Consider the following 19,174-nt stretch of genomic DNA (forward strand, 5'->3'; position numbering starts at 1 on the left):
AGTGCGTCCCAACCCATCGGGCGATTCGGTTAGATAGGCACACTATTGGACTGTTTGTTGTCATTTTGGATTGTGTTGTGTCGTTTGATTCAGCCGCTACTGGATTGTGACCTAATCCACCCACAATTGGAAATTCGGACACGAGCGGCGACGGGTTCGGCGTCCGTACCGTCTAGCCCATCTAGACGGTTTACGGGGTGGCGATCCACTCCAAGACAGCCACGAAGATCGTGACGCCGAAGTAGAAAATCGTCATGCTCATTCCACCAATCATGAGCCACATCCCGTTCTCAGCGCGGTCGGAGTTTTTCCGGGCAGTGAACCACACGATCGCGCCAAAGGCGAGAGCCACGAGGCCAGCGTACTTCAGAACGAGCAGGACGGTGTCGTATAGATTGGTCATGATACCCTCGAAATCGGCTGGGGGCCCACTCTGCGCGGCGACTGGATCCACGAAAACGACTAGGACGAGGATTCCCAAGACGAGGGATGTGCTGTGCTTTCTCAGGAGTTTCTTTGTTCGGAGGGTGCTCATGTTACCCACCGGGAAGAGGTGAGAATCTATTATAAAGAAGAGTAGACTACATCTAATGTGGCAGATGTAGAACGGCGGTCTCAGGGTGTCAACGGGCGGGATTACGGGGGTTTTCACCGGAACAGTTATGTGGTTACCAATAGCACACCTAATTGTTGGACTTGGAACACCCTCTAGTGCCTCCTTGTCCATAGGTGATTGCAGTGCCAACAAACAGCTCCAAGCCCACCTCGAGTGATAACACCGACCGCGACCCCGAGACGACGATCAACGTCTGCCTCCACCGGGATACGCATACGCGGTTGACCGCCTACAAGAACGACAACCCCCTGATAGAGAAGTCGTACGACGAAGCGATCAACGAAATCCTTGAAAAAATCAACTTCCCACAGGCTGAAATGATCGAGAACAAGTACCTTCCGTCAATGTCCGACGCACATCCTAGCGACTCAGACTGAGACGAACGACCCACCTACAACATGTTCTTTTTCACGCTGGTTTCCTTTCCCCACTGACGTAGCACGGTATTACGGAGAGCTGGCCGTCGGGCGGCGTTTCGAATTGATCGGGACATCGTTGTGAGGGCCGCTACTGGAGGCTATCGATATCCCACCTGTTTCGGTGCGCGGGGGGCCCCACCGGAACTCGACGGTATCACCGACGTCGATGCCGTTCTCGGTGGTCCAGTAGTAGGGGACTTCGAGGACGTATTTCGACTGGCCCCGGTACTCTGTGAGGGGATCCCTGTTTTTGAGTTCAGCGTGGTGGATCACGGTGATCCGCCCCTCCTTGTCGATAAAGATGATATCGATGGGGAAGGCCATGTCCCGCATCACGTAGGTGCGTTCTCGTTCTGTGTCGTGGAGAAAAATCATCCCGTGACCATCTTCGAGGGAGTCAGTATTCGAGAGGCCGGTGTATTGTTCTCGCCATGTGGCGGCGACATTTCCCTCGACGGACGCGAGGTAGTCGCCGCTCTCGTCGTAGATGGTCGCAGTCCCGTAATCGGGAGAAGTCAGGTCTGCGTGAACAGTATAGCCGACCCATACGACCATCGGTACGAAAACGACGATGAGGATAGCGATGACCCAGGGGTTCTTGAGACGGTCAACAATTCGCCGAGCGATTGTGTCTTCAGGGAGCAACGGTTGGTTCGTGGGGCCGTACTCTTCTTGCTCCTGATCAAGTCCCTGTTCTTGCCTGCGGTCGAGATTTCCATCACAATCTCTTCCGGCGTCCGGGCGTTGGCCGTTGCCGGTCATAGCAAAATCCACGCGAAAACGCTGAACACGTTGCCTCCGATGCTTCCACCGATGAGAGTAAGCCCCATTACGATCCCACGACGGCCGCGAGACTCGGCACGCGAATCGCGGCTGCCGAACGCCCACCACGTCACACCGATGATGAATAAGACGAGGCCAAGGCTGTGGAGGACGATGCTGAGAGCGGTGGCGAGCTGGGAGAGGTTGCTTTCGTGAACGCCGGTCACGGCGCCGTAGGGCCACCCATCCGGGAGGAACTTGCTTCCGAGGATGAACACGAGAACCTCGTAGATGACGTCGATAGCGACGATCGCTATGTAGCCGGCTCCGCCACCGACGGCCATCCCCCGGAAGCGGGCCATCGCTCGAGGACTTTTCGCGTAACCCCACCAGCCGATGATACCGATGACGAGCGCAATGAGTGTTCCGTAGCGCCCGATAATGGTCGCGATTTCGAGGAGTTCGATTGCGGGCTCAGTAAATTCACTAACCTTGCTCATCCTGATTCCCCCTTGCTGGTGCGACGACGCATCCGCACCCACCACACGGCGAAGATCCCGAGGGCGAGCCACTCGACGAAGATGAGAACATTGCTGATTGATGCCGAGATGTATTCCCCGACTGCGCCAACGGCCTCGAAATCGAGGGGTGAGGGTGGCAGGATATAGAGGAGTCGGTCACCCTTGTAGTAGGGGTCGCCGGGTGACCAAAACACGTCGCCGTCGTAGCGAGCGCGGAGAACCGATCCGTCCCACGCGATCTTGGCACGGCCATTATTGTCAGTCGTAACCGTCGATGTCGTTCCGTCATCTTGGGTGACAGTGATTTCCTTATTTTTGATGGAGTTGCCGTCAGTGTCCGTGAGAACGAGGACGCCATCGTGATCCGCGCCGGTAGATGAGACATTAACCTCTGTCATCTGGAGGACGGTTGACTCGTATGGTTGGCTATAGACTTCGAGCTGGTCTTCGCCGGAGACTGTCTTCCCGTCGAGTGGAGCACCGAACGGATTCGAGGCGTCGACGGTGACCGTCTCACCTGTGTCGAGATCACTCGATCTGACGTCGATGACGTGATGTGTGTAGAGGTCGGTCGGCTGATCGTTATCGGGATCGTTGACGTTGGCAGGAAGTGGTGCTCCCGGGAGCGTCGTCGAAACTTGGCTATCGACGGTTTTCGTGTATCCCCATACTTGGTTGTCTTCACCCTTCTGTGGGAAAGCGGCGGTGACGTTGGCGACGCCTGTCTCGTAGCGGTAGATGGCAGGCCAGCGGTCGTTGTGGGTGTGCGTCGCGTTGTGGGAAGTTGACCCGCCTCCGGTGAGGACTTCTACCTCGTCGTTGCGGGAGATACCGTAGAACCGCCACGGAGAGGTGAGGTGGATGGTTTTGTTGTCGATATTGACACTGATCCTTCTCCAGGGGTCGCTCGGGAAGTCTTGATTGCCCTTCCACCTCACGGCGAGGCGGTCGTGACCAGCGCCGTCGATGTGAGCGACATCGATCTCGAGATTCGGGGAATCCCAGTCCGTGATGGTGACGGGGACGCTGTATTTCGTCGTGTGAGTGTTCGTGCTCACACTCGTTCGCGACCATTCACTGCATTTCGAGCTGGTGACACCCCACCGAGTTTCGACTTCGCTGGTGACTTCGAGGGTCGCCGTCAGGGTGTATTCCCCTCGAGGATATTCGAGATTCTTACTCGATATAGATTCAATCGCGATCCAGGTTACCTTACCGAATCGGTTCCATTCGGACTCGCCCGTGAATCCGGGACGATCGAGTCGGACGGACGTGACGTTCGCCGTCGAATTGAGGAGATCGTATTCGGCCCACTCGGTCTTCGGGTAGGTGTGTGAGTGAGTACTGTTTCCGTGCGTGTGCGATCTCGTACACGTTGCACTTCGACTGAAATCCGCTGGGGCAACGGCTCGGTGATCATAGGGAACGTACGCACCTCGGGTTGGGGTCGACCCGGAAACGTATCTGTCACGATACCAGGCACCGCCAAAGAGGTCGTTGATGCCGACCCATGACTCGCGGACTGTATTGAAGTCACTCTGCCCCCATTTTCGGGACATACTCGCGCCGCTCGAGGTGGGGTAAAGCTCCCTGCCGTTCATTTTCGGGATGGCGATCCGATCTGAGTCCTGTGCGTACTTCGTGTATTGTTCGGCCGCGTGGAGGTTCCGTGAGATGATGCTCTCGTGCTTGGCCTGGTGAACGAGGGCGTCGTCAGGGTTTGAGACGTAGAGTTCTTCCGCGTCTGGATCCCATTTCACGTCGGCGTTATAGACGGGCCGCCACTCACCGTACTGGTTAGTAGCACGCACGAACCACTCACCGTCGTTACTTTTTGGCCCGTCGTAGGTGTTCTTCTCATGCACGTTGATGAATTGCGTTTCTGTATAGAACGGCATGCTGGAGTAGGGTTTCCACTCATCCTGGATGGGAATCGCGTTGTAATCGGAGAGGTCCGTGATGTAGACATCGCTTGTTGTGGAATACCGAAGCGATTGCGAGGGTGACAGTGTAGCCCGCCCGAGGTCGACTGGGTAGGCCGGGTAGTCGTTCTCGAAGTAGCCGGTGTAACTGACATCCGCGGGATCGACATCCACGTCGTTGTTCGCGAGGACACGATAGGTTTCGTCGTAGGTATTATCGACGCCAGGCTCGGGACTCGGAATGTCATAGATTGGGCCGATACCTGCAGCGTAGACAACGGTGACGGGTGCGATCACGAGGCTGGTCGCTAAAAGTACCGTCACGAGGATGCGGAATCCGTGTGACCAGCCCCGGAAAGCGTTCGCGGTGGCCTTCATCCCCACACTAGTTGTGGTAGTGAGTTTCGCTGCACACGCGGCGTAGAAGGCGTATATACGTCCTCTAAGCCTATCGGCCCAACTGTCCTCGTGTACCGATCCAGTCTCTCCGTCCCGACGTGAATCAGCCTGAGAGGACATAGTGAATCAGGCTGATGAAGATCGGGAAGGCGAACCCAATGATTGTGAGGACGAACCCGGTTGTTGCCATCGCGAACCCTCGACGGCGGTTGTTGATGGACGGGCTGATGAAGTACGCAATTATGCCGATGACAAGCGTGATAAGACCCGTCCACTTGAGTGCGCTCCCGACCCAACCAGGGAGTGTAACAGCGGCCTTTAGATCGGAAATAAGTGTGCTGAGGTCGGGGCCACTCTGGAGTGGGATAACCGATGCCTGCTGTGTGTGGGTGTCGGTATACAGGAGTACGCTCGCCGCAGTATCAACGACAGGATATAGGAGGGGACCGTGGCTGTACCCGACGAGTTCTGCTAGTATACGCGTGAACGTGGAGATGGCCCGATACCCTCCGAGTGGTACGAGTGGGCCGGTGATTCCTCGAATGTATGATCCTGTAAGATGGGCAACATCGGTACTTGCCGACAGTACTCCACCGACGGGAATGAGCCAGTTGATAAACAGTTCAAGCGCCTCTAGTTGGAGGGGGTTCATGAGATGGTGTTCTGTCATCGCCAGCGGTGCCGACGACGCTTGGAGTGGCTAATCTGAGGCTATCTGCGACTAAATATTCTCTTTACTCACACCCTCCACATACGCTACATTCACCACAGTTGTTGTAGATTTGAAAAGTCCTTAACTATCTGCTGCTTATGACGGCTGATGGCAAGTCCTGCAAAAATCCAGTCGCTCACCGTTACGTTGAGTGATGGCTCGTCCCTCCAGGACGAGCGCGAGTCGCCTGCACGTGACGATACGTGCGAGGGTGACTGCGTCTGTCCGGTGAGCTCCAAACAGGGCCCTTCCTCTAGCCTGGAAATGCGAGCACCCTCCCATGCCTGAAATTCAAGTCGACTGGTACTCTCGGGAAGAAGCTGACCGCCTACGCGATCTCCGTGATCGGCACGGGATGATATGGCGCGGCGTCCTCCTTGAGGGAGCCAAACACGCAGAAAGTATAGACCTCCTCAAAGCCCTCGTTGAGTTACACCCAGAACTCGCATACTCTCGACCGGGTGACCACGCTGGCGTTTCTGCCGAGAGAACAAATGTCACCGAGCAACTGCACGAGCAGATTCGCGAACGGCAACGTGCTCGCTCAACGACCGAAATCCCACTGTCTGGTTTCACAGATACAGATATGGACGCTAACGCGAACGGCAGTAGTGACGTCGATAGTGAGGGTGATCGTGACGATAAGGATGCCGAGCACTTTGACGTGAGTGCTGCCGTCGCTCAGGTGCAGGAGAATCGCACCCCCGCTCCCAACCATATGCAGCGGTCGGTTGCGGCCGAACGTACCCGGGAAAGAGAATACGAGCGTTGGGATGCTCAAGCGGCACAGGCCGCCGAAGGTGGTGGACCATTTCACCCCGCGGACGCACACGAGGATGTCGAAGATGTGCTTCGACACCCCGGCGACCGCGAAGAGTGGGATATGGTCGGCCCGCGCTATGATTACGAGGGCTATGCTGACGAATACGACGGTGATTTTCGATGAGTCGGCCGTCGAGTCCCTCGGACTACAATACGCGAATCAATATCCCCTCGCAAGAGGAGTATGAATGGTTAAATTCGGTTCGGAAAGGTCTCGGACTGACCTGGCGTGGGATGATGCTGAAAGCCGAACAGCGACTTCTCGCTGCTGAACGAACGTGGCCGCCGGCACTCCGAACCCAGCATGTGGTTTCGGCCCCTGATCAATCGGACGCCGATATCGAAGCGGAACGCGACGTTGAGGCCGATACCGAAGCCGAAGCAGAGAGTGACAGTGACTCCGAGATTGACGAGGTGGCGAAATGAGCCAGGACGTACCGGTGGCATCTAATCTTCTCGCCTCGAAGATGTTCGGTGTCTCGGCCCGCAAATTGGCCGAATCGATGGGGCCGCCCCTTATTCTCCCGCTTATACTCTACACTATCGGCCTCCCGCTGCTGGTGACGCTCCCGTTGGTGTTCGTCGGATTCCTCGTGGGACTGTTCATCTATAGCCGCACTCCGCCGGGACAGCGCCCTCTGCAATATGCAGCAGCGATAGCACGGCACCTGCGTGGGCGAACGGATTACGTCTGGAAGCCTCCGGAGCCTAACAAGGACGATCTCGCGTATCATGAACCCTTTGAGGCGTGGATCACGCGACGCCCCAAGCCAGTTGTCGCCGATGCTGACGGAGTTCGTGATGATGCTGACGAGATAGGTGCGGAGACGGAGACGGACGAACCAACGGACTCGGACGACGGCCTTGACACGGATTGGCCGATCGCGACGTATGGAGGACAAACAAATGACTGAATACGAAGACGCCGGTTCGACGCTGGACCTCATGGATTTCAAGAATGTCCGTGACGGCGGCGTCGTGGAAACGCCTACCACCTATGCGATGGTGATGCAGATACAGCCTCGAGACTGGCTAATCCTCTCTGAAGAACGCAAAGAAAGCCTCTATCTATCGTTCTTGACGTTCCTGCGCGGGGTTCAGTTCCCAACACAGATCCTCTCGATGACGACGGCATACGATCCCGAACCCTACCTCAAGCAGTTTGAGGGAGCCGAAAATATGCTCATCAACTCGGGCGACGACGAGGAAGATGTTGACCCGTTGGATGAGTCGCCGCTGCTCGACTACGGCCGAAAGTACCACACTGAGTGGCTCCGGGGCGTCGTCGATGTCGCGGAAATTCGTGACCGCGACTTCTACTTCGCGGTTGCAGTCGCTAAAGATGAGGAGGCTGACGATGGCCTCAAGGCCCAGATCCAGTCGTTGATGCCTAGCGGGAACGACGTTGAGGTCGATGACGAAGCTAAGTATATCGAGGAAGTGAAAGCCCGCGCCCAGCGTGTGGCGTCGAAGCTCCCCCAGACGCAGGTGGAAGCCGAGATTCTGGACACTCGCCCGGCTGTTCTTGAGGTCCTCTACGAAGTCTATCACGGAGAGAAGCCACCTATCTCGTTCGAACAAGGTAGCTTCTCACTCCCGGCCAATAAGGCACAGGAGGTCGCCAACGCAGCCTATACTCCCGAAGAAGCGGCACAGGCCGAGGCGAATGAGGATGGTGACTACGAGTTCGATCGCGCTTCCGACGAACATCCCGAAATCGAACCCGAACCAGATTCCGAATTTGATTCCGACCCGCTGGCGGCGGTTGGTGATGGTGGGTACGCACACCCGGACTCCGTTGAGCGCGTCGCAGAATCGCGTATCCTGAGCTGGTACGCTCGTAATATCGGGCCTATTGGACATGGATCACTCCCAGTCGTCCCGCGAGCGGTCTACGCGGGTGTGTTTCTGGGCCTCCTAAGCCTCATACTCAGTGTGGGGGCGCTCGGCACGTTCATCTGGTCGATGAATATCGCTGAACGCGGTACGGACATCTACTGGCTGGCTCGGACCGTTTCGTTCGCGACGGCTGCGGCGAGTCTGCCTGGATTCGTGCTGAGTCTTGTCGTATTGTTCCCTTCGGAGCGAAGAACGAAGGGACTCGCAGTGGCCGGCCTCGCAGCGGCAGGCTATGCACTCACTATGTTCCTTGGAGCGTATCCCCAAGACTGGGACTCAAATCCCGCTGTGACCACGTTCACGCTTGAGGTGTACGCGGTGGGCATCTTCGCGCTGCTCATCGCTGTCGTCCTCGCGGTACGTTCGCGACAAAAGGTGGACCTCTCGAACCTAGTAGTCGCTTCTGACCCCGACGCGTCTGATGTGGCGACCGACGGTGGGGGCGCAGGCATTCCTTCCATCCCCGTCGATGACACTGACGATGAAGACGCTGGCGTTGACCTCGATGAGTGTCGTGACACTGATATCGGTGTTGTCGAGGTCGACACCAACGGCGTCGAAATAGAGGGCCCAGATGCTGATACTGGCGCTGACACCACGGACCCCAGGACGACTGAAAATGAATCTGAGGTTACAAAATGAATCCCCTTGAGAAACTCCTCGGAAAGAACGAACCCGAGGAAGACGAGCCTGAACGTATTCCGATCGACGATCTCTCCGGCAAGGAAACCCAGGTCGCACTCGAATACCTAGAACTCCTCGATCGGGAAGCTACCCGGAAGAACATCGAGTGGGCGGCCTACCAGCTCCAGGCCGAAGAAGTTCCGCTTGTCTCTCCTACAGAATCCCTCGAAGAGCGAGAGACGCTTGATAAGAAGCTGGTCGCGCCGCGAGCAATGGAGCGCCACCCTGAGTTCCAAGTCCGTGAAGAGAAGGTCACGCAAATCATGACCGTCACGGCCTTCCCCCGGAAAGTCAACCTCGGGTGGCTCGTACCGCTTACTATCGCGGACGTAAACCTCCGCCTCTCGCTACACATTACACCACGAGACCCGGCAAAGACACGTAAACAGCTCCAGCGCCGCTACACGCAGACCACGACGGCGCTCACGCTCAAGTCCCGAAAGGGTCGGACGGACACCCACCAAGAGGAATTGGAGCGCGAGGACCTCCTACGGATTCTTCAAGACGTGATTCGCGGGACAACGAAGGTCTTTGACATCGCCATCTACATGGAACTTGCCGCGGACTCGCACGAGGAACTCGACGAGATGCGCGAGCGCGTTGACACCATTCTCGCGGAACAGGACGTCGAGACAACGGTACTGCACCACCAACAGATCGAGGGTAATGGGACTATTGTCCCTCTCGCGACGGACACAATCAAGAACGTCCACCCCATCCAGCTCGAGGCGCTTGGGACGCTGTTCAACCTCGTCGAGCCGCCGATCTACGACGAAGACGGCATCATGATGGGCTTCGACGACACATCGCGCCCAGTAATCCTCGACCGCTACGCCCACTCCGGATTCGGGATGACCATCTCGGGGAAAACTGGCTCTGGGAAGTCCTACGCTAGGAAACTCGAAATCTACCGCCGACTGCTGACCGACCCCACGGTGCAGTGCATCTTGTTCGACCCGGCGGGTGATGACTATCCACAGTTCGCGAAGAAACTGGGTGGTGAGGTCATCCGCTTTGGTGGGTCGCAGAAAGTCAATCCGATGGACATCTCAGCACCCACGGGTGAGATTGGAGCGTCCGAGGACACCTACCCTCTCACGGTGCGTTCCGTGGTAGAGATGCTGAACACCCACTACGAAGACCGTGGCGGGCTCCCTGCTGCGGAAGAGGGGATGCTCATCCAAGCGACGCACTACGCCTACCTCTCGAAGGGGATCATCCTTGGCGAGTACGACACCTACGCGAACGAATCACCCATCATCGACGATCTCATCAAGGGTGTGAAAATCATCACAGAAGGGGGTTTCATGGAGGCGCTCGAATCGGACCTCGTCGACGGGGCGGTGCTCGAGCACTTCCAAGAGTTGGACATTCTCGACAAGGACGGCAACCCAGTCACGGAGACGCACATTTCTGTACCGATGGCAGTAATCACGCCCTCGAAGAAGCACCAGGAGGTCGCGAAGGCGCTGGAACCAAAGTTCGAGTCGTTCAAACCAGGTGGTATCAACGCGAACCTGAACGGCCAAACAAACCTCGAGCTGAACTCGCGTCTCGTCGTGATGGACATGAGTTCGTTTGCCGATACAGGCGAGATGCCGCTGATCCTCCATGCGATGCTCCAGTGGGCGTACCTCGAGGCCAAACGGTCGCCAGATCGCTTCGACGTGACCTTCGATGAGGCCCACTACCTACTGGGGCGTGAATCGACGCGGGATCTCATCAATCTCTTCATCAGGCACGCACGCCACTACGACGCGGGCCTCACCCTGATGAGTCAGACGGCTCACGAGTTTATGCGGACGGACGCTCGCCGCGAAATCTATGAGAACTGCGACATCAAACTCCTGTTCTATGCACAGTCTGTGTCGGACGCGACGAAGGAGTACTTCGATCTTTCTCCGGCTGAGGTGAAGTACCTCCAATCGGCTCCACGTGGACAGGAGTCCGGATACTCCGGATGTTTGCTGTCGACGACAAAGCACGGGCGCCGCCGTCTCGAGATCCATTCCGGTGACTTCGAGCACTACATGATCGACGACAATCTCGACCCGTGGGACTACATTGAGGAAATCGAGGGACCGATGCGCCCCGGTGAAGCTGATCCCAATGCGGAGCCCGATTTCGAGACGTCCGAAATGCCTCCGGTGTCGAATCGGGAGCTGGACATGGAACTGTCGAGTGCGTTCGCAGAAGACAGAACGACGCAGGAACAGCCCGAGAGTATCGCTGACGACGACACGACGAACTCCTTGACATCCGGCTCTGGTGACCGTTAATGGCGATGGCGATACCGGTCGAGCCGCTCCTGCTGATGACGTTCGTCCCTCTCCAACTCGGGCTGGGTGACATCCCCGAGGCGATAGCGGAGGCGATTTTCGGGTTCTTTGCGGACTTGGCCGAAGCGATTGCGATCGAAGTGTCGACCGCACTGACGGACGAACTCATCAAGGGTCTGTTGAAGATCCCGAACCCATATGAATCAGCGACGGCGGCCAACGCGTGGACTGGAATATTCGAGATATCGCTCGTCTTGCTTCCGATAATGATCGCGCTCGCGCTCATCGCGTGGCCGTTCAGCGAAGATCGTGAATCCGGGTTGTTGGACCTCGTCGTCCGTGTCGTGATGATCTTGCTGTTTATTGGCATCTCCCAGCCGGCATGGGGGTTCGCGATTGATGCAACAAACGCTGTAACGGTCGCCATCCTAGATCTTGACCCAAGTGCTCCGGGTGTGAACTACGGATACGGGAACGGGCTTCTTGGAGGCTCCACTACAGCCGGCGTGTGGGCGCTGAAGTTCATTGTCTCGGTAGTCGCTGCGATTCTCGCAGTCCTGGCGCTAATACTGTCGATATTCTTTCTGCTCCTGCGCTGGTTCATGGTTTGGATGGCCTACATCGGGACGCCGTTCTTCGCGGTTGTCTGGTTTGCAGGACGAGGCCCGCTGAAGTCCGTCGGCAGCGTCGGCGCGACGTTCATGCGGATGGGTGTGTTTTCTCTGTTGGCTGGACCTGTAATCGCCATTATTGTGCTGACGTTCCAGGTCATCGAGGCCGGCGCGATTCTCCAGACCGCAAAGACTGGCCTTATTGGGAATGCCGGCCTTCTTTTTGCCGAACTTGCGCTAATGCTGATCTTCCCGGTTCTGCTCATCGTGACAATCTGGAAGCTCATTTCGTGGGCAGGCCAGCCCATCGGGGCTGGTGAAGCCGCTGCGGTCACGACGATGGCTGTCACGGCGGCTGTCGGTGGCGCCGTTGTCGGTGCAGCAGGCGGCGGTGCGTCCGCGGCCGGCAGTGCAGCAGGCGGTAGCGGCGGTAGTGGCGCGGCGGCCGGTGGAACTGCTGGAGGTGCATCGGGCGGTAGCGCGTCTGCGTCTGCCTCGAGTGCAGGTGCCGGAGGCGCCGGAAGTGCGAACGTGGGTGCAGGTGGGTCAGGCTTAGCAAGTCGGATGACGACCCGAGCGAAGGGTATGGTAGGGCAAGCGAAGAAGACCGCTGGTAAGAAGGCAGCCCAGAAATTCGATCACGTCGGGACGACACAGAAGCTTAGCGAGGCCAGATCCTCTCTGGACGAGGCGCAACAGGATGAACAGGCGGCCGCTTCGCAGGCCAAGTTCCTCCAGAACTCAATGGCGTCGCGCGACATGGATATGGCCGAGGCGAAAGAGCAGGGGATCCTCGACGCCGAGCCCGTCGAAGGACAAACGCCGAAGTTCAAGACCGACCCCCTCACGAATGACGTGAAGATGAGCTATATGGGAACGGACGGGGTTTCCCGCTCTGCCAACCTCACACAGAAGTTCAAGTCCGTGAAGACCGAGCAGCATGATGCCGGCCAAGAGGTCGAAGCGGCGCAGTCCCAGATCGACAGCATTCAGAAAAAGAAGGGACGCGTGGATACAGCCAGAAGCGTAGGCCGAGCTGGAAAGGCTGGGACTCGCCCCGTCTATAAGGGCGCGAAGTTCGCGACGAAGACCGGTGGAGCCGCAATGGTCGGTGGTGTCGGTGGGAACTCGTATCTCGCACACTCTATGGGTCGCCGGGCATCGCAGCCGATGATCGGCTCGGGCGGCCCCAATCAGAACCCGAACCACACACTCTCAGAGTTCGGCCGTGTAGCTGGTGGGCAGGCGTCCAAAACCGGCGAGATAGGTAAGACAGGCACAGGCAACAGCGACAACAGCGGAGGGATGTAGCGTTAGCACCCCCCTGGTCGTCGATCGGTCGTCCCTAGGCCCTGTGAGCGGCTCACTCGTACGCAGGCTTATATAACAACACGGAATATACTACCTAACTCACTCTGAACGACTGCGGATTTCGCGCGGTTCACAGGTATCTTCTCACGAAAAACGCTGAATCGACAATCGATCGCCTCATCTCAACAAATCAAGACAATACCGGAATCGACACATGTCCCTACTCGCTGCGACAATCGCCTACCTCGCTGCCGACCTTGTCTACGGATTCGTCCGAATGGACGACCGGTTCCCTACGTACGGTCGGCGTGGCCGCCTCATCGAAGCCTCGCTCGTCGCAGCTGTCGTGATGGCAGGGGGGTGGATGGTCGCACCAGCCGTCCTCGACCCTTTCTGGACGGGCCTCGGGGGACTCGCGGTGTACGGCCCGCTGTCCATCCCTATATTCGCAGCGTTCTGGTTCCTCGGGCGACCGCTGCTCCCCTCGATCGGGGTGAGTGGACTGCTGTTCATCATCACGGTATTCTTGCTCGGGGGTGTGAACGTTTTCCTCCTGAACATGCCGGTTTCTGACTTTTCGGACGCGCTCAATATTCCGTTTGCCGTGGGGAACGCACTCGCTATCTTCGTCGGGACGTACATTGTGATCACGGTGACAGACAAAGGGCGAAACAACCAAGAGAAAGAGCGTGAGCGAGAACGAATCCCCTCCGGCCCAACTACCTACTCCCTGACCCGGAACACGACCGTGAACGCGAATGGGGATCGGAGCCCGAGCAGTCACAACGCCAACGATGCTGTCGTCGCCGAGGATGTATCCATCGATGGGCCGCCGGGAACTCATTCCTCGACCGGGAGTAGCCTGTCCAAGGCCAAATTGCGGAACCTGACGTACGACTGGCAGCACCCGCCGCAGCGATTCACCGACATCGGAGGCTACGATGAGGTGAAGGCCGATCTCGAACGCCGTGTTCTCGATCCCCTCCTGGCGCATCGCGATGGGGATGACCGCTTCTCGCGGTTCAGTGTCGAACCTGAGAGCGGCATCATGTTGTATGGCCCGCCGGGAACGGGAAAGACGATGTTCGCGAGAGCGCTTGCTGGCGAACTCACTGTCCCGTTCGTCGAGCTCTCTCCAGCGGACGTGACGTCGATGTGGATCAACGAGAGCACTGACCGGGTCAAGACGCTGTTTGACGAGGCAAAACAGATTGGGCCGTGTGTCATCTTCCTCGACGAAGCCGAACACCTGTTCGGAGCGCGCGAATACTCAGGGAAGGGTTCGCATGCTGAGGACCGGAAGGTGACCAGCGAATTTCTCGCGCAGCTCACTCACGAGGACCGTGAGGCTATCGTGGTTGCGGCGACGAACCGACCGGGTGATATCGACCGGGCGATCCTTCGACCGGGACGGTTGGCTGCACACTTTGAGATTGGCCTCCCGGACGAGGAAGCCCGTACCGCCATCCTCCGGACGCACTTGACCGATGTGCCGTCGTCGCTCTCGGATGCAGAGTACGCGAATCTCGCGACGCATACGGCTGGGATGACGGGAGCGGATCTCGCTGACCTCGTCGACGAGGCCCGACGGAACGCGGCTGACCGCGATGCTCGCGTTTTGACTCGTGACGACTTCCCATCGACTGAGGACCTCCAAGTAATAGCGACAGAGTTGGAACCCGAGACGGACGATCTCCCGACCGTCGACGACGGGGATAACGACGAGGACGACCCTCGAGATCGGGATGTCGCCGTCCGTTCGAAGGCAGATGATGACGGCGGGTCCGACGACTCGGCCATCGGCTACCAGTAGAAGCGCTTCTTACCCATCGGTCCTCTCCACTTCATCCCGTACTGCCCGGACCTCACAGCGCGAACGTGACATCGCGAATTTCCCTACGTTACGCTTTGTATTGTAGTCGTACAGATTGTTACGTAGGACAGCAGTGACGCACTCATTCCCCCTCGCGGTGCTGTGTATCGAGCGGTTGCGGTAGAGGGTTGACCTGTTCTCGACTGCGAGACGGCAGTCGAAGGTGGGACACCCCGCTATTGGAGTGTATTTTGCATCTACATTCACACCTCCATCCGTGTCTGGACGTTGTTTCAGTTGGTGGCGACACGCCGGTAAGGTGACGTGTTGAAGAGTGGCGGGATTCCGGGGGTATCGGCCCAAAAAACAGCGCTGACACTCAAATTTGCTGGATTTCTTTATACTACCAGAAAGCGTAGTTCAGGCCGTAGATCACATGAGCACCCTCCGAGAAGACGCGCAGTCACTCCATGAGCAGTTGGCTCCCCATCTGCCGGATGACTGCGCTGATGAGTATGACATCGACGCGCTCGCGACGCTCTTCGACTCCTACGTCAACACGTATCGAGTGCCGAGGACCCAGGCGTTCGAGAGTGTTCGAGGCCACGTTCTCAAAGAGGTGGGCATCGACACTGACGCGTTCTGGGCGGCTCAACGCGATAGTGAACGGGGAACGACCGACGATCCTCTCCCTCTTGCTGAGTGTACCACCGATAACGAGTGGGTCACAATTCGCGCGAAGGTCGTCGAACTCTGGGAACCGCAGCACGAGTCTATCCACCAGGTCGGCCTCATCGGCGATGAGAGCGGACGGCTCAAGTTTACCGCGTGGGCAAAGTCGGACCCACCAGACATCGAGGAAGACACGACCTACACGTTCAAAGACGTCGTCGTTGAGGAGTACGAAGGCTCCTACTCGGTGAAAATCAACTCGCGTAGCGAGATCACCGAGCACGCGCACGATAGCGCGGAAGTCGTGACCGATGTCGGGACGATGATTACGACGCACGCGGGATTCTTTGTCGCGATCCAAGGTCTGTCTGGACTCATCAAGCGGTGCTCGGCTTCCGATTGCACTCGCGTCGTCACGGGCGGTGAGTGCAGCGAACACGGCGCCGTCGACGGCGAGTTCGATCTGCGTATCAAAGCGGTCATCGACGATGGGCACACGGCCCAGGAATGCCTGTTCACTCATGGCGTCACCGAGGAGGTCACGGGGATCGACTTGGAGGAGGCCAAGGAGCTCGCGGCCGACGCGCTGGATTTCACCGTCGTCTCCGACCGCTTCACTGACATTCTGATCGGGCGGCGTTTCACCGTCGAAGGGCCCCTGCTCGGGCGGTATCTCCTCATCGAAGAAGTCGAAGAGACTCCGGAGAGAGCGTTCTCGGATGGCTACGAAGAAGCAGTCGTGGAACTGCTCGCAGAATACAACTACGATGGGCCGGGGCTCACGGCTGCGTCTATCGAAGACCTCCCGCGCTCGTATGATGCACACGCGGGCGGTCTTGGAGGCGACTGAAAAGATGGCAACAAGCGACTCTCAATCACAGCAGGGGACGACTGTCCCAGACCGCGAGGTGGCGAAGCACGTCTTTGCCGCCGAGCTGAACGAAGCGACATACACGTTCAAGACCTCACAAGACGAGCGTGCCCCGGTTTACGTTGCACTCCCTACCGGAGTGCGAGCGAACCGAGTGTGTGTCATGGGAACGGTCACGGACGTCGAGGATGTCGGAACCGACGACCAGGAGTACCTTCGAGTGCGTGTCGTCGACCCGACTGGGACGTTCTGGGTGTACGCCGGGCAGTACCAGCATGAGGCACTCAAGAAATTAAAGAAGATTCAGCCACCCGAGTTCCTCGCGGTCATCGGCAAGCCCCGGACGTACAAGACCGACGACGGAACGATTAATGTCTCACTTGTCCCCGAGGACATCGGTGTCGTCGACATCAGTACGCGCGACATCTGGGTATTCGAGGCAGCGCGGCGAACACTCGAGCGTGTCGAGTCGGCGCGGGAGACCTCCCCGAAGGTAGCCGCACTCGCTCGCGAACAGTACGGCCATGATGGGTCGTACTTCGCGCATGTCGCGGCGTTCGCGCTCCAGAACCTCCTCGATGGTGACGAATCTGCGACGGAGCTCGATGCGGAGACGATCGAGGAGCGTCTCGAGGAAGCCGAAGCCAAGGGTGACGACGTCGACGGCGAAGAGCCGGAACAGGAAACATTGATCGAGGACTAACGAGTGATGTTTGGGCGTAGTTCCGGAATCAACTCGAAATACGACGATCCCAGCAGTCACGACGGGAAGTATCCGCCTGACTGGGACGCTCGCCGGCAGGCCGTCTACGAACGCGATAACTACACCTGCCAGGATTGTGGGTTGCGGAGTGGACCTCACGCCGGCGACGGCGGGGCGACTCTCCACGCGCACCACCTAATCTCACTCCGTGACGGCGGGGGGCATCATCTGGCGAACCTCGTGACGGTCTGTCAGTACTGTCACGACGGTATCCACGGCCATCTGACTGGTAGTCAGTACGATGAGGGCGAACACAATGCCCTGCGAGTCCTCCGAGTAGTTGGCAGAGTGGCTCTCCGCATTCTCAGGCGTGTGATTCGGTAGTCATGGGCGGATGAGTCTGTCTCCGCTCACCTACCCGGTCAAATCGGATTAATTGTGCCTGATCGCGCCGGGGATCGGCGCCGAGTACGGCCCCGGTTCTTCCATCACGAGGTCGTCGTGGGGAGCTGCACGGACGGCGAGTGTCGGACTGGAGACAGAGTCAATCGTATGCATGAATCCGGGTTCACTGCTGTAGATGCTGAAAGCGTCGATGACGACTCTAACGAGTTCAGCGCGAACGGCATCGGTGTCGATGCCAGCGATGAGCTTCTCCTCGGGCCCAGGTTCGGAGCCGGTGGGGACGACCTCGATTCGGATGTCTTCCACTGGTGGTTGCGACGGCTCGGCCCACGGTGTGAGTGTGTAACGGTCAATTGGCCCGACAAATTCGGGGACGGCGTATCCCAGTGCATTCTCGAGGAGCGTTCGCACGTACGGTCCGCTTAGGAAGAGAATGTCGTCGAAGTGGGCGGGGCCGCGACCGGCTGATAGATTGCCCACGTCGCCGTCGTCCACCGCGTCGAGTTTGGAGCCGACTGGTTCGTCACCGTCGCCATCACTCGGGCTGTAGCGTTGGACATCGAGATACTTCGAGCGGTCTGCCTGTTCGATGAGCCGGTGTGTGAGGAAGTTCCCCTTCTGCGCGGCTGAGAGCGCGAGCTGGAGTTCGTCAAGGGCACGGACAGAGAGCGGAAGGTATTCGGGCGGGAGGCCACGCTGCCCGACTGCGGCGTGGAGCGCGGAGACGGAGACCGGCGAGTACTTTGGTTCGCTGGAGGGTGCGTCTGGGGCGGTGTCGAATGGAGACCCGTTCCCATTGGAGGGTGCAGTCATTTTCGTTCTACACGCATCCCTTCCTTCGTACTTGTATATAAACCAGAGCACGGGGGCCTCGTACTCGTCAAATTCCCCAAATATACTGACTGCCGAGAGCAGTTGTGGGAATTTAGGTCTGCAGTCTTGCGGTTTTACCCATAATCACTCCAGAATTTTACCATAGATGTACGAAGTATATTTTTCTGGGAAGTCCCGACTGCTCTCCACCACTGAGGATATATCTATGATTTCAATAATATCGAACAATCGCACTCAATTCCGGTATCAGTCTCACTTCGCCAAGATTCACAGTCGTCACAATGAACCACCTCGAAAATTTTCTCGAAATCCTCTATGTTCGACTGTAGTTCATCCCTGGTGAACGACGCGACTTCGGGCTCGGAGTAGTGAACATTCTTATTCATTCCCCACAGGTTCTGATCGTCGATACAAAAGAACTCCACAAACATGGCGACCTACCGTTTCCGCGTCAAGTACGAGCACGATCCCCGGTCGCTGTGGCGGGACATCATCGTCGGGGCGGACCGAACCCTGGACGAGTTCCAGTCGGTGCTCAACTGCGCGGTCGGACTGAACCAGGACCACCTCTGGTTCTTCGGAACTGACCAAGACTACTGGGACAGCGACGTCCAGTACAAGCGCCCTGGAGAGATCGAACAATCCCCAGACGGAATGTTGCGCGGTGGTGAGGAGTATGACGCGGGCGAGACGACAGTCGGTCAGATGGCCCGTCAGTTGGACTTGGACGAACGCGACCGGATCTGCTACCTCTTCGACTACGGTGACGAATGGCGCTTCTATGCCATCCTCAAGGAGATCAACGAGGGCGGAACCAGCGATACAGAGCCGGAAGTCGCGAAAGAGAAAGGCGAGCCTGTCGAGCAGTATCCGCCACCCAGCGAAGGCTGGTAGTCATCCTGAGGAATATCTGGGGCGA

Annotated in this window: 18 protein-coding genes; 12 read left to right on the plus strand and 6 right to left on the minus strand. The window is 57.9% G+C overall.

Features of this window, described 5'->3' with window-relative positions; translation table 11 throughout:
- Positions 1-190 precede the first annotated feature (190 nt).
- Complete coding sequence (locus MUG96_RS22280) at positions 191-727, minus strand: hypothetical protein (protein ID WP_148040792.1); 537 nt, start codon at positions 725-727, stop codon at positions 191-193.
- Between the two features lie 11 nt (positions 728-738).
- Between MUG96_RS22280 and MUG96_RS22285 the strand changes: the two genes are divergently transcribed.
- Positions 739-993, plus strand: a complete 255-nt coding sequence (locus tag MUG96_RS22285; RefSeq protein ID WP_148040791.1) for a hypothetical protein — start codon at positions 739-741, stop codon at positions 991-993.
- A 69-nt stretch (positions 994-1,062) separates the two neighbouring features.
- On the opposite strand, the gene MUG96_RS22290 is transcribed toward MUG96_RS22285, so the two are convergent.
- The 4 genes from MUG96_RS22290 to MUG96_RS22305 form a co-directional block, all read right to left on the minus strand.
- The gene (locus MUG96_RS22290; protein ID WP_246989842.1) at positions 1,063-1,797 is read right to left on the minus strand and encodes a DUF192 domain-containing protein; all 735 of its coding nucleotides are present in this window, start codon (positions 1,795-1,797) and stop codon (positions 1,063-1,065) included.
- Positions 1,794-2,297 (minus strand): hypothetical protein, encoded by a 504-nt coding sequence (locus tag MUG96_RS22295; protein ID WP_112077719.1) that lies wholly within the window; start codon positions 2,295-2,297, stop codon positions 1,794-1,796. The genes MUG96_RS22290 and MUG96_RS22295 overlap by 4 nt, the downstream gene beginning before the upstream one ends.
- Complete coding sequence (locus MUG96_RS22300) at positions 2,294-4,618, minus strand: RHS repeat domain-containing protein (RefSeq protein WP_199710305.1); 2,325 nt, start codon at positions 4,616-4,618, stop codon at positions 2,294-2,296. Before MUG96_RS22300 ends, MUG96_RS22295 begins: the two co-directional genes overlap by 4 nt.
- A 124-nt stretch (positions 4,619-4,742) precedes the next feature.
- Positions 4,743-5,309, minus strand: coding sequence for a hypothetical protein (locus tag MUG96_RS22305; protein WP_123124656.1), 567 nt, complete (start codon positions 5,307-5,309; stop codon positions 4,743-4,745).
- A 322-nt stretch (positions 5,310-5,631) separates the two neighbouring features.
- Between MUG96_RS22305 and MUG96_RS22310 the strand changes: the two genes are divergently transcribed.
- The 10 genes from MUG96_RS22310 (at position 5,632) to MUG96_RS24350 (ending at position 17,400) form a co-directional block, all read left to right on the plus strand.
- A complete protein-coding gene (locus tag MUG96_RS22310; protein WP_148040790.1) occupies positions 5,632-6,297 on the plus strand; it encodes a hypothetical protein in 666 nt (221 codons plus the stop codon).
- Between the two features lie 113 nt (positions 6,298-6,410).
- Positions 6,411-6,599 (plus strand): hypothetical protein, encoded by a 189-nt coding sequence (locus MUG96_RS22315; protein WP_199710303.1) that lies wholly within the window; start codon positions 6,411-6,413, stop codon positions 6,597-6,599.
- On the plus strand, positions 6,596-7,087 hold the full coding sequence (locus MUG96_RS22320) for a hypothetical protein (protein ID WP_123124653.1): 492 nt from the start codon (positions 6,596-6,598) through the stop codon (positions 7,085-7,087). Before MUG96_RS22315 ends, MUG96_RS22320 begins: the two co-directional genes overlap by 4 nt.
- On the plus strand, positions 7,080-8,714 hold the full coding sequence (locus MUG96_RS22325) for a cell division protein CdpA domain-containing protein (RefSeq protein ID WP_246989844.1): 1,635 nt from the start codon (positions 7,080-7,082) through the stop codon (positions 8,712-8,714). The genes MUG96_RS22320 and MUG96_RS22325 overlap by 8 nt, the downstream gene beginning before the upstream one ends.
- Positions 8,711-11,035 (plus strand): VirB4 family type IV secretion system protein, encoded by a 2,325-nt coding sequence (locus tag MUG96_RS22330; RefSeq protein ID WP_246989845.1) that lies wholly within the window; start codon positions 8,711-8,713, stop codon positions 11,033-11,035. Before MUG96_RS22325 ends, MUG96_RS22330 begins: the two co-directional genes overlap by 4 nt.
- Positions 11,035-12,957 (plus strand): hypothetical protein, encoded by a 1,923-nt coding sequence (locus MUG96_RS22335; protein WP_123124649.1) that lies wholly within the window; start codon positions 11,035-11,037, stop codon positions 12,955-12,957. The genes MUG96_RS22330 and MUG96_RS22335 overlap by 1 nt, the downstream gene beginning before the upstream one ends.
- Positions 12,958-13,375: 418 nt before the next feature.
- Positions 13,376-14,770 (plus strand): ATP-binding protein, encoded by a 1,395-nt coding sequence (locus MUG96_RS22340; protein WP_246989847.1) that lies wholly within the window; start codon positions 13,376-13,378, stop codon positions 14,768-14,770.
- Between the two features lie 385 nt (positions 14,771-15,155).
- Positions 15,156-16,292 (plus strand): replication factor A, encoded by a 1,137-nt coding sequence (locus MUG96_RS22345; RefSeq protein ID WP_246989849.1) that lies wholly within the window; start codon positions 15,156-15,158, stop codon positions 16,290-16,292.
- Positions 16,293-16,476: 184 nt separating this feature from the next.
- Positions 16,477-17,016, plus strand: a complete 540-nt coding sequence (locus MUG96_RS22350) for a DNA-binding protein (protein ID WP_308220128.1) — start codon at positions 16,477-16,479, stop codon at positions 17,014-17,016.
- A gap of 6 nt (positions 17,017-17,022) precedes the next feature.
- Positions 17,023-17,400: an HNH endonuclease gene (locus tag MUG96_RS24350; RefSeq protein ID WP_123124647.1), complete on the plus strand. Its 378-nt coding sequence runs from the start codon at positions 17,023-17,025 to the stop codon at positions 17,398-17,400.
- A gap of 48 nt (positions 17,401-17,448) precedes the next feature.
- Here the strand turns inward: MUG96_RS24350 and MUG96_RS22355 are convergent, their stop codons facing one another.
- Positions 17,449-18,234 (minus strand): hypothetical protein, encoded by a 786-nt coding sequence (locus tag MUG96_RS22355; protein ID WP_123124646.1) that lies wholly within the window; start codon positions 18,232-18,234, stop codon positions 17,449-17,451.
- 450 nt (positions 18,235-18,684) lie between these two features.
- On the opposite strand from MUG96_RS22355, the gene MUG96_RS22360 reads away from it, so the two are divergent.
- Entirely contained in the window at positions 18,685-19,149 is a 465-nt protein-coding gene (locus MUG96_RS22360) for an IS1096 element passenger TnpR family protein (protein ID WP_123124644.1), read from the plus strand.
- Positions 19,150-19,174: the final 25 nt, after the last annotated feature.

The sequence above is a fragment of the Halorientalis marina genome (assembly GCF_023028345.1).
In the GTDB taxonomy this organism is placed as follows: domain Archaea; phylum Halobacteriota; class Halobacteria; order Halobacteriales; family Haloarculaceae; genus Halorientalis; species Halorientalis marina.

What these genes read in the sequence shown, in the direction of transcription:
- MUG96_RS22320 (WP_123124653.1), top strand. Translation starts at nt 6,596, where the DNA reads ATGAGCCAGGACGTACCGGTGGCATCTAATCTTCTCGCCTCGAAGATG.
- MUG96_RS22305 (WP_123124656.1), bottom strand. Translation starts at nt 5,309, where the DNA reads ATGACAGAACACCATCTCATGAACCCCCTCCAACTAGAGGCGCTTGAA.
- MUG96_RS24350 (WP_123124647.1), top strand. Translation starts at nt 17,023, where the DNA reads ATGTTTGGGCGTAGTTCCGGAATCAACTCGAAATACGACGATCCCAGC.
- MUG96_RS22335 (WP_123124649.1), top strand. Translation starts at nt 11,035, where the DNA reads ATGGCGATGGCGATACCGGTCGAGCCGCTCCTGCTGATGACGTTCGTC.
- MUG96_RS22300 (WP_199710305.1), bottom strand. Translation starts at nt 4,618, where the DNA reads ATGAAGGCCACCGCGAACGCTTTCCGGGGCTGGTCACACGGATTCCGC.
- MUG96_RS22290 (WP_246989842.1), bottom strand. Translation starts at nt 1,797, where the DNA reads ATGACCGGCAACGGCCAACGCCCGGACGCCGGAAGAGATTGTGATGGA.
- MUG96_RS22325 (WP_246989844.1), top strand. Translation starts at nt 7,080, where the DNA reads ATGACTGAATACGAAGACGCCGGTTCGACGCTGGACCTCATGGATTTC.
- MUG96_RS22310 (WP_148040790.1), top strand. Translation starts at nt 5,632, where the DNA reads ATGCCTGAAATTCAAGTCGACTGGTACTCTCGGGAAGAAGCTGACCGC.
- MUG96_RS22330 (WP_246989845.1), top strand. Translation starts at nt 8,711, where the DNA reads ATGAATCCCCTTGAGAAACTCCTCGGAAAGAACGAACCCGAGGAAGAC.
- MUG96_RS22315 (WP_199710303.1), top strand. Translation starts at nt 6,411, where the DNA reads ATGCTGAAAGCCGAACAGCGACTTCTCGCTGCTGAACGAACGTGGCCG.
- MUG96_RS22355 (WP_123124646.1), bottom strand. Translation starts at nt 18,234, where the DNA reads ATGACTGCACCCTCCAATGGGAACGGGTCTCCATTCGACACCGCCCCA.
- MUG96_RS22280 (WP_148040792.1), bottom strand. Translation starts at nt 727, where the DNA reads ATGGACAAGGAGGCACTAGAGGGTGTTCCAAGTCCAACAATTAGGTGT.
- MUG96_RS22350 (WP_308220128.1), top strand. Translation starts at nt 16,477, where the DNA reads ATGGGAACGGTCACGGACGTCGAGGATGTCGGAACCGACGACCAGGAG.
- MUG96_RS22360 (WP_123124644.1), top strand. Translation starts at nt 18,685, where the DNA reads ATGGCGACCTACCGTTTCCGCGTCAAGTACGAGCACGATCCCCGGTCG.
- MUG96_RS22295 (WP_112077719.1), bottom strand. Translation starts at nt 2,297, where the DNA reads ATGAGCAAGGTTAGTGAATTTACTGAGCCCGCAATCGAACTCCTCGAA.